Source organism: Bradyrhizobium sp. ORS 375 (assembly GCF_000239775.1).
Classification (GTDB): domain Bacteria; phylum Pseudomonadota; class Alphaproteobacteria; order Rhizobiales; family Xanthobacteraceae; genus Bradyrhizobium.
In genome coordinates this window covers 1-12,517 of record NZ_CAFI01000164.1, presented here as the reverse complement: position 1 = coordinate 12,517, position 12,517 = coordinate 1, and the positions used below count along the sequence as shown (strand labels likewise).

The window sequence follows — 12,517 nt, the reverse complement described above, 5'->3', positions numbered from 1 at the left end:
CCGATCCGACCACCGCAACCGATACACGCAACGCAATCTGGATGGAGAGACGACCTCATGACGGATACGATCAACGCCCGGCCAGGCTACTCGCGTCGTGATGCCCTGCGGCTGACGGGAGCGGGCGGACTCGCCACCTTCGTCGCTCCTCACGTCCTGGGTGGCGCGGCGTTCGCGCAGGGCAATGCGAAGGCTCCCAAGGGCCGCGTGGTCGTCGGCGTCTCGCAGGAGCCCACGACGTTCAATCCCCTGATGGTTCATGGCGAGACCGACGACGCCGTGATCTTCTCGGTCTTCGACGCCCTGATCCGCATCGACGCCCAAGGCGTGATGCAACCCAATCTTGCGGTCGAGGTGCCGAGCCAGGCCAACGGCGGCATCTCGAAGGATGGCCTGGTCTGGCGCGTTCGGCTGCGCGACGATGTGAAGTGGCATGATGGGACGCCGTTCACGGCCGAAGACGTGAAATACACGCTCGAGTTGATCGTCAGTCCGAAGTTCCGGGCCTGGCGCACGGGCGGCCATTCGCTGGTGCGCGACCTGAAAGTGGTCTCTCCGACCGAGATCACCTGGCGAATGGAAAGCGCCTTCGCGCCCTATCTCGCATTCCTGGCCGAGACCTTCATCGTGCCCAGGCACATTCTGGAGAAGGAGGCTGATCCGAACATCACGGCGTTCGGCCAGGCGCCGATCGGCACCGGTGCCTTCAAGTGGGGCCAGCGCGTTCCCGGCGATCGGATCGAGCTCGTGGCCAACCCGAACTACTTCGGGCAGGGGCCGTTCATCAGCCAGCTCGTGTTCAAATACGTCCCGGACATGACGGTGCTCTACACGCAGTTCCAGAGCGGCGACGTCGATCTGGTGGACCAAGCCTACATCACCGCCGATCACTACGAGGAAGCCAAGAAACTGCCGGGACGCACGGTCGATCTCGAAGCGGCATCGGGTATCGAGGGAATCTTCTTCAACCTCGAGCGGCCGCAGTTCAAGGAGCTGGCGGTTCGCAAGGCGCTCTATGCGGCGCTCGACCGCAAGTCGATCATCGACAGCATCTACTATGGCGTGGGAACCGTCACCGAGACGTTCATGCCGCCGCAATCCTATTATCATGATCGGACGCTGCCGGTTCAGGACTTCAACCTGAATGCCGCGCGCAAGATCCTCGACGACGCCGGCTGGGTGCCGGGGGCGGACGGCATTCGCGCCAAGGGCGGCGTGCGCTTGTCCTTCGCCAATTCGACCACGTCGGGCAATCATCTGCGCGAGCAGATGCAGCAATACATGCAGCAGATATTCCGCGAGATCGGCGTCGAGATGACCATCTCGAACCTCCCGCCGGCCGTGATGTGGGGCGACTTCTGGCAGAAGTCGCAGTTCGATAGCGGTCTCTCCGGCGTCACCTTCCTGATTGCGTCCGACCCCGACGTCACCAACCGTTTCGCGTCGACCTCAAGCTTAGCGAAGGGCGGGCAGGGGTCGAACGTCATGCAGTATTCCAATCCAAAGGTGGACGAGCTGCTGAAGCAGGGGCGCAGCACCTTCGATCAGGAGGAACGCCGCAAGATCTACGCCCAGGTGCAGCGGATCATCCGCGAGGAACTGCCGTTCCTGCCCGTGTTTGCCTACACCGTCATTCTCGGACGCAAATCGAAGCTCGACGGCTTCAAGTTCAATCCTAACGTACGCACCGCCTCCTGGAACGCCGCCGCGTGGTCGTGGAAGGGATGATGGCGGCCAAATAGTCCGCCATCCGCCGCCCGCCGGCGGATGGCTCGTGTTTCCGACGCGGGTCATGATGAGCGAGAGCGAATGCGCGGCTTCCTAGTCAAACGGCTTCTGCAGAGTCTGATTCTGCTGCTGATCGTGTCCGTGATCGGCTTCGCAGTCCTTAATCTCTTTCCCGGCGGTCCGCTGGCGCAATACGCGCTCGACTCCAGCATGACACAGGACGACCTCATGCGCCTGAAGGAGCAGCTTGGACTGAACCGGCCCCTGTACGTGCAGTACCTGGACTGGGCATTCAGGCTGGTGCAGGGAGATTGGGGCCACTCCTTCCGCGACAGGGCGCCGGTTCTGTCGGTCATCGGCCGCCATCTCTGGGCGACCTTCCTGCTGATGGGATCGTCGACCATCCTGGCTGTCGGGGTCGGCGCCTGGATCGGCATTCGCAGCGCCACCCATCGCGGCTCGCTGTTCGACCACGCGGCGACGATCGGGGCCATGGTGGCGCTGTCGATCCCGACCTTCTGGTTCGGACTTGTCGGCATCTACGTCTTCACGCTGCGGCTGGGATGGCTGCCCGCGGGCAACATGTACACGGTCGGCGACGAGTCGATCCTCGACTATCTCCACCATCTCATCATGCCGAGCGCCGTGCTGGCGCTGGTGCACGTCGCCATCTGGAGCCGCTATATGCGTTCGGCGACGCTGGATGTCATCCACCAGGATTTCGTCAACACCGCCCGCGCCAAGGGCCTCAGCGAACGGCGCATCCTGATGAAGCACGTCGTCGGCAATGCGTTGCTGCCGATGATCACGCTGGCGGGCATCCAGCTTCCCAGCGTGCTGACCGGAGCGCTGGTGACCGAGACCGTGTTCACCTGGCCCGGCATGGGCCGCCTGTTCCTCGATAGCCTCGGCTACAGCGACTATCCGGTCGTGATGGGACTCCTGATGTTCTCGGCGGTCCTCGTGATCGTGAGCAATCTCCTCGCCGACATCACCGTTGCGCTCGTCGACCCTCGCATCCGGTTGGCCTGAGTCATGTCATCCACCGCCAGAGAGTTGGAACCAGCCGTCATGACGAGCGCCGCAGCCCCCCATCCGGCCCGCGAGCGCTGGTGGCGCGGCCGCACGATGCGTCGCTTCCTGGCCAATCGCCTCGCCTTGTTCGGCGCGGCCGCGATCGTGCTCCTCGTGCTCGCATGCGTGATCGGGCCGGGTCTGCTGCCTTACACGTCCCTCAGTATCGACCTGCGGGCGCGGTTCGCGCCGCCCTTCACCGGCTCGCATTATCTCGGCACCGATCCGCTCGGGCGCGACGTGGCGGCGCGGCTGTTCATGGCCGGGCGCATCTCGCTGGCGGTGGGCTTTGCCGCCATGCTGCTGTCGACCATCATCGGCACGCTGATCGGCGTGATCGCGGGCTATCGGGGCGGCTGGATCGGCGCCGTCCTGATGCGCATGGTGGACGGCTTCCTTTCCTTTCCCTCGATCTTCCTGGTCCTGGCGCTCGCCGCCGCGCTGAAGCCGAGCGCGATGATGATCACCGTCGTCATTGCCGCCACGAGCTGGATGGAGGTGGCGCGCATCGTCGAGACCGAGGTCCGCTCGCTGCGCGAACGCGAGTTCGTGCAGGCCGGGCGCATGCTCGGCCTCAGCGGGACGCACATCATGTTTCGCGAGATCCTGCCGAACGCGATCGGGCCGATCATCGTCGCCGCGACGCTCACTGTCGCCCGCGCCATCCTGATGGAGGCCTATATCAGCTTCCTCGGCTACGGCATCCAGCCGCCGCTGCCGAGCTGGGGCAACATGCTCGACGGCGCGCAGCGCTATCTCGGCAGCGCGCCATGGCTCGCCATCATCCCTGGCGCGGCCATCACCATCGCGGTCGCGAGCTTCAATTTCATCGGCGACGGCTTGCGCGACGCCTTCGACGTCCGCGGCGACCACAAATAGGACCGCACGACACGACGCCTGCCGGCGCTGCCGCAGCGCCGGCGATCAACTCGTACCACCACGCCGTGAGCCACGGCACCTTGATTGAAAGACACTCGCTATGCCCATCGTCGTTCAACCGGTGCAGAACAGCGCCGACTTTCCCAAGCAGGTCGATGTCGTCGTGATCGGCGCGGGCATCGTCGGCACGTCGACGGCCTATGAGCTGGCGCGCAAGAAGGTGTCGGTCGCCCTGATCGAGAAAGGCATCGTGGCGGGCGAGCAGTCCGGCCGCAACTGGGGCTGGGTGCGCCAGCAGAACCGCGACCTCCACGAGCTGCCGTTGGCGATGTACAGCTTGAAGCGTTGGGGGGAGCTGAACGCCGAACTCGGCGCCGACCTCGGCTTCCGCCGCGCCGGCATTCTCTACGCCACGAAGGACCCAGGCGAGCTGGCCCGCTGGGAGAAGTGGAGCCAGCAGGCGAGGCTCATGGGATTCCATAACGAGAGTCTGACCGCGGCCCAGGCGCAGGAGCGGATGAAGGGCAGCACCAACACATGGCTCGGGGGCATCTGGTCTCCGACCGACGGCTGCGCGGAGCCGGGGCTGGCTGCGCCCGCCATCGCCGAGGGCGCCAAGGCGCTGGGCGCTTTCGTGCATCAGAACTGCGCCGCGCGCGGGCTCGATATCGCCAATGGTGAGGTGAAGGGCGTGTGGACGGAGCGCGGACTGATCCGCGCCTGCGCCGTGGTGCTGGCGGGCGGCGCCTGGAGCTCGCGCTTTCTGCGCCGGCACGGGATCGACTTGCCCGTGGCCAATATCGACGGAACGGCGCTGCGCACGACGCCTGCTCCCGACATCTTCGATGTTTCATGTGTTTTCGGCGCGGGGTACGCCCTGCGGCGGCGCATCGACGGCTCCTACACGATCGCCGTGCCGGGGCATGGCGTCATCAACCTGGCGCCGCAGGGCTTGCGCTACGCGACGAAGTTTCGCGAGCTGATGCGCGCCAAGATCGGGAAGAAGATGACCTACCGGGTCAACAGCATGCTCTGGAACGGTCCGGACGCCTGGGGGAGCTGGGACTTCGACGCGATCTCTCCGTTCGAGAAGATCCGGATCATGGATCCAGTTCCGCAGAAGGATCTGGTCGATCAGGCCATCCGCAATCTGGTGTCGGACTTCCCGGCGCTCAAGGGCATCGGGGTCGCCGAGTCCTGGGCCGGGCTGATCGACACCTCGCCGGACCTCGTGCCTGTCGTGGACACGAGCGACAAGATCCGCGGGCTGACGATCGCCACCGGCTTCAGCGGCCACGGCTTTGCGCTCGGACCCGGAGCGGGCCGGCTGGCGAGCGAACTCGCCACGAACGAAACGCCGTTCGTCGAAACTCAAGCCTATCGTCTATCGCGCTTTTCGGATGGATCGGCCATCAGGCGGCCGGACATGATGTAGGGGAAGGGCCGCTCGACGTATCGGGGGCCGGTCGCCGATGCCTGATTGTTTTTCGTATGTTTCTTGTAGATGATCCGGTATGCCGATGTCTGTCCTCGCTTCATCCTTCGACGGCGATAAGGGGATCTGACGATGCAAGACTCCGTGCGCCTGAAATCGTTCGAGCTGTTTCCGCAGGACATTGCCGGTGTCGATGTCAAGCTGCTCCACGCGCTCACGATCAGCGTTGGCTGGCCGCACCGCCCGAACGATCTGGAGCTCATGCGCCGTGCCGGCAAGGGCATCGTGGCGGTCGACGGCATCGGCCGTGTATTCGGAAGCGCGATGTGGTTTCCTCACGGAGACGACTTCGCCACGATCGGCCTGGTGATTACGGTGCCGCGCACGCAGGCGCAGGGCAACGGCCGCTGGCTGATGGACCACGTCTTCTCTCATTGCGGGGCCCGTCGCCTGAGCCTCAACGCCACCAAGGCGGCCTATGGCCTCTACCACTCCCTGGGCTTCATCAAGGAGGCGGTCGTTCAGCTCCACGATGGCGAGGTCTCGTGGAGTGGAGCATCCCTGACGCCCGTGGATGGTCGTCTCGAGGAGCTGCCCGGGGAGGTGATCGGCGAGATCATGCCGCTCGACCTCGCTGCATTCGGGGTAGATCGTGAGCGCCTTCTCACCCTTCTGGCCGAGGTTTCGAGCGTGTGGGTGCTCCGTCGTCGCGGCGAGATCGTCGGCTACTCCATGTGCCGTGAGTTCGGTCGGGGGCATGTCATCGGACCGATCGTCGCGTCCAACGACGAGGATGCCATCCATCTCACGGCGGTTCACATGGAAGCGCTGAAGGGACGGTTCGTTCGGGTGGATACCCGTTCGCAAGGCGCCTTTGCAGAGTTTCTCACCCGCAGCGGGCTCGTCGCCGGCGAGGCTGTCACTACGATGTGGAAGGGACGCCCGTTTCTGAACGAGGTTGCGGGTCACCCAATCGTCTACGGCTTGGCCGGCCACTCCTTCAACTGAGCCGGCGCGCCGAACCAGGACCAGGGAAAGTGTCGGGCTTTCGGCGCGAAACCGCGAAGTCACGCCGCGGGCATCCGGCTGCGCGAGACGGACGCGCGATAGCGGAGCGGGTGAGGCCGCTCGCCGGCACCGGTCATTCGTAGACGCAGACGTAGATTTTCCGCACGGTCTCGATCGTGCGCCAGATGCCCACGAAGCCCGGCTTCATCACGAAGCTGTCGCCGGCACGGAAGGTGAATGTTTCGCCGCCTGTCTCCTTGATCTCGATCAGTCCCGATAGGATATGGCAGAACTCGAATGTCGTGCCTTTGATCGAGTGCGTTTCGCCGGGCGTCGCTTCCCAGACCCCGGTCTTGATCATCTCGCCGCGCGAGTCGTCCTGAGCCCAGGTCTTGAACTTGGGCGAGCCGGAGATCAGTCGCTCGGGCAGCGGGAGCCCGTCTTTGGGCGTGAACGTCGGATTGGTATCGATGGGGATGAGAAGCGACATGCGTGCCTCCGTGTACGGGTGGTGAAGTGTCAGCATCTGCGCGCGCGATCCATCAGCCCAATCATCGGCTGACCGGCTCGGCGGCGGCGGATGTTGTTGTCGATCAAGGTGCGCGCGGCCGTGTAAGGCTGGGTGACGCTTGCGACGTGCGGCGTGATCATCACCTTGGGGTGACGCCAGAGCGCGTTCGACATGCCGATGACGGACGGACATGCGACCAGTCTCGTCAGGATCTCCTCCATCATCGCGCCGCGGCTTGGGATGGCGCTCAAGGTAGAGAAACGGCCCGGCTGTTCGCGCCGTAGACTGCGGACTTTCGGAAGATAATATCGAAAACGGTCCGGTCTGCAGTCGAACCTTCTGCCGGTCTCGGACCACCCTGGGCGCAGTGAAGCATCGGCAGTTCGATCTTGGATGCTGGTCCTAACGCACGTCCCATCACCATCAGACCAGGGGACGGCGCGGGCGCTATGTCATCCGAGTGTGATGAGACCTCATTGAGATACCTGAAGGCAGCATGACAACCGCAGACTTCCGGGATCGAGGGATCGCGGCAACCGACGTTTCGCTTGTCCCGTTCTCCGCCCATCACCTGCCCGGCGCCCTGAAATTGTCCCAGGAAATGCGCTGGCCTTATCGGATCGAGGACTGGGCATTTGCCCTGCAACTCGGGCAGGGGTTCGTTCTGGAGCGCGACGGTGAGGTCATCGCTACCGCCGCGTGGTTTCCCTATGGCGAGGACTGCGCCACGATGGGCATGATCATCGTCTCCGGCGCGGCCCAGGGCCGCGGTTATGGCGCCAGGCTCATGGACAGTCTGTTGGCGGCGGCGGGACCGCGGACCGTTCTCCTGAATTCCACTCCGGAAGGTCAGATCCTCTACACGCGGCGCGGCTTTCAGCCGGCCGGGATGGTCCACCAGCATCAGGGCAACCCCGCCGGCCGCTCTGAGGCGCCGCCCCTTGATGTCGTACGGCCGCTGACATCCTCGGACTTCGAAGCCGTTGCGCGCCTCGACGCCGAGGCGACGGGCTTCCAGCGGCGTCCGCTGCTCGGGCGCTTGCTGGAGGTCGGTGACGCCCAGGTCCTGCTGCGGCAGGGCGACGTCGCAGGCTATGTCATCTCGCGCCTGTTCGGCCGCGGGCACGTCGTCGGCCCCGTCATTGCGCCGACACCCGACGACGCGCATCTTCTGATCAAGGCGGCGCTGTCGCGGCTGGAAGGCCGGTTCGTGCGGATCGACACGGCGGCCGACACCGGCCTGTCCCCTTGGCTCGATTCGATCGGCTTGTTGCAGATCAGCGATGCGCTCACCATGGTTCGGGGTACGATGCCGCGGAGCGGACCGTCGCGGGTCTTCGCGCTCTCGAACCAATCGCTCAATTAGGAGAGCCGGCATGCTGAATACCACAGCCGCAAGCCTCGAAGATTTGGCCACCCCGGCCGCCATTCTCGATGGGGCCCGGCTGGACCGCAACCTCGCGCGCCTCGCCGCCCGCATGAGCGACCTCGGCGTCACGCTTCGTCCGCACATGAAGACAGCCAAGTCGATCGACGTCGCCAAGCGCGCCTTCCCGAACGGGCCAGGACCCATCACGGTCTCCACCTTGGCGGAGGCGGACTACTTCGCCGGTCACGGCTATCGCGACATCACCTACGCGGTCGGTATCGCGCCTCATACGGCCAGTCGTGCCATGAGCCTGCGCAAGGCGGGCGTGGATATCAAGGTGCTGCTGGACACGGTGGAGCAGGCCGCCTTCCTGTCTGAAGCGGGGCGGGCAATAGGCGTGGCGCCGGCTGCTTTCATCGAGATCGATTGCGACGGCCATCGCGGCGGACTGCGGGCGGACGACCCCGCGCTGCTCGACGTCGCTGCAACGCTGACGAACAGCGGCTCGGCGCTTGCAGGCGTGCTGACGCACGCGGGCGAATCCTATGCGCTTCACACGCCCGAGGCGCTGGTGGCCGCGGCGGAGAATGAACGGGCCGTCGCCGTCAAGGCCGCCGAGCGGCTGCGTGCGGCCGGACATCACTGCCTCGTCGTCAGTGTCGGCTCGACCCCGACCGCTCATTGCGCTGCCGCGCTCGACGGCGTGACCGAAGTGCGGGCGGGCGTCTACATGTTCTTTGACCTGGTGATGCACGGCGTCGGCGTCTGCTCGACCGATGATCTCGCCCTGTCGGTTCTGTCCACCGTCATCGGCGCCAAGCCCGAAAAGGGATGGATCATGATCGACGCGGGCTGGATGGCGCTTTCGCGCGATCGCGGCACAGCAAGTCAGCAGGTCGACCAGGGCTACGGCCTGGTCTGCGATCTCGCGGGCCGGATCTATCCCGACCTGATCGTGGCCTATGCGAGCCAGGAGCATGGGACGCTCGCGGTCCGCTCCGGCTCGTCCCAGTCGCTGCCGGACCTGCCTGTCGGCACCAAAGTTCGCATCCTTCCCAACCATGCGTGCGCCACGGCCTCGCAGCACGAGCACTACCACGTGGTCGCCGGCCAGGGCGCCGCGATCGAAGCCCAGTGGCCGCGCATCCGCGGTTGGTAGTTGCTCGGGGCACAGCACATTCTTCCCTTCCTCCTTCGAGCCCGGTGACAGATGAAGCTCACATCCTACTGGCTGGACACGTCCGAACCGTTTTCGGGCGGTGCCAAAGGTCCGATCGAAGGGACATACGATGTCGCGGTGATCGGCGGCGGGCTCACGGGCTCCTCCGCGGCGCTGGCGCTCGCCAAAAAGGGCGCCCGCGTCATCATGCTGGAGGCAGAGACGATCGGCCACGCCGCCTCGGGCCGCAACGGCGCGATGTGCAACAACGGCTTCGCCCAGGACTATGGGGTGATGTCCGACAAGCTCGGACGTGACGTCGCCGACAGGCTCTACCGCGCCTTCGACGCCGGCGTGGATATGGTCGAGCGTCTCGTCGCCGAGGAGAACATCGACTGCAGCTTCGCCCGCGTCGGCAAGATCAAGCTCGCGGCCAAGCCCGAGCATTACGACAAGCTCGCGCGCGGCCAGGAATTGCTCGCCGCTCACGTCGATCCCGATACGCATATGGTTCGGCGCGAGGATCTCGCATCGGAAATCGGATCGGAGCGCTATTACGGCGGCCTCGTCTATCGCAAGAGTGCAGCCATGCATGTCGGGCGCTTCGTCCGTGGCCTTGCGGAAGCTGCCGCGCGTCGCGGCGTCGCCATCCATGAGCGGACGCCCATGACCGGCCTGATGGCGGCGCCCGGCGGCGGCCACCTGGTCGATTTCCCCAAGGGCCGTTTCACGGCCAAGCAGGTTCTCCTCGCCAGTGGAATCTCGCAGGTCGGTCCGCTCGGCTGGATCCGTCGCCGCATCGTGCCGGTCGGCGCCTTCCTGATCGTCACGGAGCCGTTGCCCACAGATCTTCTCGACAGGTTGCTCCCGCGCCGGCGCAATGCGGTCGATACCAAGAACCTCGTCAACTACTTCCGCACGACGCCCGACAATCGCCTGCTGTTCGGCGGTCGGGCGCGCTTCGCGGTGTCCAATCCGGCCTCGGACGCGAAGAGCGGCGAGATCCTGCGCGCCGCGCTTCACGATGTCTATCCCGAGCTGCGCAACGCACGGATCGACTATTGCTGGGGCGGCATGGTCGACATGACGCGCGACCGCCTGCCGCGCGCAGGCGAACGCAACGGCATCTACTACTCCATGGGTTACAGCGGACACGGCACGCAGATGTCGACGCTGATGGGGACGATCATGGCCGAGGTCATGGACGGCCGGGCCGCGTTGAACCCCTGGAAGGACTTCGCCTGGCCCGCCATTCCCGGCCATTTCGGCAAGCCCTGGTTCCTGCCTCTCGTCGGTGCCTACTACCGCATCAAGGATCGCTTTCAATGACTAATCCCATCAGGCATCTGACCGAGGCGGGCCATCTCGGCTCCTTCTTCATTAGCGGCGGCTGGTGCAAGCCGGATGGCATGGAGCATGCTCCGATCGTCAACCCCGCCAAAGAAGAGATCGTGGCCGCCCTTCCGCTGGGCAGCGAGGCCGATGTCGAGTACGCCGTGAACGCCGCCCGTCGCGCTTTTCCCGGCTGGGCACGCACGCGCCCCGAAGAGCGCGCCGCACTCCTCACGCGTATCCACGCCTTGATCCTCGAACGCCAGGAGCTTTTCGCGCAGGCCCTGACGTGCGAGATGGGGGCTGCGATCAGCTACGCCCGTCTTGCGCAAGTCCCGCTGGCCGCCGAACATGTCCGCGCCGCGCGTGACAATCTTGCGCGCTTTCCGTTCATCACCGCACGCGGCAGCACCGCGATCATGCGCGAGCCCATCGGCGTCTGCGCGCTCATCACGCCCTGGAATTGGCCGCTCTACCAGATCACAGCCAAGGTCGCTCCGGCGCTCGCCGCCGGCTGTACGATGGTGCTGAAGCCGAGCGAATTGTCGCCGCTGAGTGCTGCTCTGTTCGCCGAGGTGATGGATGATGTCGGCGTGCCGCCCGGGGTCTTCAACCTTGTCCACGGCACAGGTCCGACCGTCGGTGCCGCGCTGGCCGCGCACCCCGAGGTCGACATGATCTCGATCACTAGCTCGACCCGGGCGGGCATTCTCGTCGCCCAGGCGGCCGCGCCCACCGTGAAGCGCGTGGCTCAGGAGCTCGGTGGTAAGTCGCCCAACATCATCTTGCCGGATGCCGATCTGCGCCGGGCCGTCCCGCTTGGAGTCGGCGCTGCCTTCCGCAATGTCGGCCAATCCTGTAGCGCGCCGACGCGCATGCTCGTCTTGCGCGCGCAATTGGCAGAGGTCGAGAGGCTGGCCGAGGCCGCCGCGTCCGAACTGGTGGTCGGTGATCCGCTTCTCGAAAGCACAACTCATGGCCCGATCGCCAACCGGCCGCAGTTCGATCGCGTCCAGACCATGATCGGCGTCGGCCTCGAGGAGGGCGCCAAGCTTGTCATCGGCGGAACGGGACGGCCCGATGGACTCCCGGTCGGGCTGTATGCGCGACCGACGGTGTTCTCGAATGTCCATCGCGACATGCGGATTGCGCAAGAGGAGATCTTCGGCCCGGTGCTGTCGATCATCCCCTATGACACGGTGGAGGAGGCGATCGATATCGCGAACGACACCGTCTACGGCCTCGGCGCTCACGTCCAAGGCAAGGACTGGCCGACGACGCAGATGGTTGCCGGCCAGATCCGCTCCGGCCAGGTGCATCTCGACTATCCCGACTGGGACCCCAACGCACCGTTCGGCGGCTACAAGCGTTCCGGCAATGGCCGGGAATACGGCCTCGAAGGCATCGAAGAATATATCGAGACCAAAGCTGTTCTCGGCTTCTATCGATGATGGCCGATCGCAGACATCATTCGTATCGGGCGCCGAACGTTGGCGGCTTGTCCACGAAGCAAGTTGCTTCTGCATCTCCATCAGAAGGCATCTGCACTGCGGTTGTAGCCATACATCAAGCTCGTGCGCCGCGCCCGACAGCTTGTGTCCTCCCGTCCAGATCGGGCCGTCGTGACCTTCGTCAGGATCACCGCTTCCGCCAATTCCTGAAGTAGAAGTACAGCAGGACGCCGGCAATTGCGGCGCCGCCGGGGACGACCGCGACCGCCAGCAACAACGCCACCAGGATCACCAGGGTTGTGACGTACCACGGCGGCCGCTTCTTCGTTGCCGCAGGCGCCGAGTCTGCGGCGCCCGGTCCCCACGGCCCGTTGACGGGGGCGGATCCGGCGGGCGGCGGCGGAACGATGGGCGGGCGCAATGAGCCTGGCGCCGCAGCGCGGGCCTGCGCGGCCTGCTGCTTTTCCTCCTGTCTTGCGAGCGCGAGCAGCACCGGGTCAGGCGCCGGCGGCGGCCGCATCGCGGGAGTCCATTGCCGGCCCGGCGGTGTCCGACCCGCGGCCGCCGCCTT

Annotated in this window: 10 protein-coding genes and 2 pseudogenes; 9 read left to right on the top strand and 3 right to left on the bottom strand. The window is 65.4% G+C overall.

Features of this window, described 5'->3' with window-relative positions:
* The first annotated feature begins 57 nt into the window (after positions 1-57).
* From BRAO375_RS14150 to BRAO375_RS14130, 5 genes are all read left to right on the top strand, one after another.
* Complete coding sequence (locus BRAO375_RS14150; RefSeq protein WP_009028157.1) at positions 58-1,728, top strand: peptide ABC transporter substrate-binding protein; 1,671 nt, start codon at positions 58-60, stop codon at positions 1,726-1,728.
* A gap of 81 nt (positions 1,729-1,809) precedes the next feature.
* On the top strand, positions 1,810-2,760 hold the full coding sequence (locus BRAO375_RS14145; protein WP_009028156.1) for an ABC transporter permease: 951 nt from the start codon (positions 1,810-1,812) through the stop codon (positions 2,758-2,760).
* Positions 2,761-2,799: 39 nt separating this feature from the next.
* On the top strand, positions 2,800-3,681 hold the full coding sequence (locus BRAO375_RS14140) for an ABC transporter permease (protein WP_009028155.1): 882 nt from the start codon (positions 2,800-2,802) through the stop codon (positions 3,679-3,681).
* Between the two features lie 100 nt (positions 3,682-3,781).
* Positions 3,782-5,116, top strand: a complete 1,335-nt coding sequence (locus BRAO375_RS14135) for an NAD(P)/FAD-dependent oxidoreductase (protein WP_009028154.1) — start codon at positions 3,782-3,784, stop codon at positions 5,114-5,116.
* Between the two features lie 132 nt (positions 5,117-5,248).
* Positions 5,249-6,124 (top strand): GNAT family N-acetyltransferase, encoded by an 876-nt coding sequence (locus tag BRAO375_RS14130; RefSeq protein WP_009028153.1) that lies wholly within the window; start codon positions 5,249-5,251, stop codon positions 6,122-6,124.
* A 133-nt stretch (positions 6,125-6,257) separates the two neighbouring features.
* Here the strand turns inward: BRAO375_RS14130 and BRAO375_RS14125 are convergent, their stop codons facing one another.
* Together BRAO375_RS14125 and BRAO375_RS14120 are read right to left on the bottom strand one after the other, a co-directional pair.
* Positions 6,258-6,614, bottom strand: coding sequence for a cupin domain-containing protein (locus BRAO375_RS14125; RefSeq protein ID WP_009028152.1), 357 nt, complete (start codon positions 6,612-6,614; stop codon positions 6,258-6,260).
* A gap of 29 nt (positions 6,615-6,643) precedes the next feature.
* Positions 6,644-6,799: pseudogene (locus tag BRAO375_RS14120) on the bottom strand (glyoxylate/hydroxypyruvate reductase A); the annotation flags it as partial.
* 332 nt (positions 6,800-7,131) lie between these two features.
* Here BRAO375_RS14120 and BRAO375_RS14115 point away from each other — a divergent pair.
* Genes BRAO375_RS14115 through BRAO375_RS14100 form a run of 4 tightly spaced genes read left to right on the top strand, consistent with a single transcriptional unit; the run spans position 7,132 to position 11,946 of the window.
* Entirely contained in the window at positions 7,132-8,001 is an 870-nt protein-coding gene (locus tag BRAO375_RS14115; protein ID WP_035640271.1) for a GNAT family N-acetyltransferase, read from the top strand.
* A 10-nt stretch (positions 8,002-8,011) separates the two neighbouring features.
* Positions 8,012-9,163, top strand: a complete 1,152-nt coding sequence (locus BRAO375_RS14110) for a DSD1 family PLP-dependent enzyme (RefSeq protein ID WP_009028149.1) — start codon at positions 8,012-8,014, stop codon at positions 9,161-9,163.
* Positions 9,164-9,214: 51 nt separating this feature from the next.
* Complete coding sequence (locus BRAO375_RS14105; RefSeq protein WP_009028148.1) at positions 9,215-10,492, top strand: NAD(P)/FAD-dependent oxidoreductase; 1,278 nt, start codon at positions 9,215-9,217, stop codon at positions 10,490-10,492.
* A complete protein-coding gene (locus tag BRAO375_RS14100; protein WP_009028147.1) occupies positions 10,489-11,946 on the top strand; it encodes an aldehyde dehydrogenase family protein in 1,458 nt (485 codons plus the stop codon). The genes BRAO375_RS14105 and BRAO375_RS14100 overlap by 4 nt, the downstream gene beginning before the upstream one ends.
* 187 nt (positions 11,947-12,133) lie before the next feature.
* Here BRAO375_RS14100 and BRAO375_RS14095 read toward each other — a convergent pair.
* Positions 12,134-12,517 (bottom strand): annotated as a pseudogene (locus BRAO375_RS14095) (RNA-directed DNA polymerase); the annotation flags it as partial.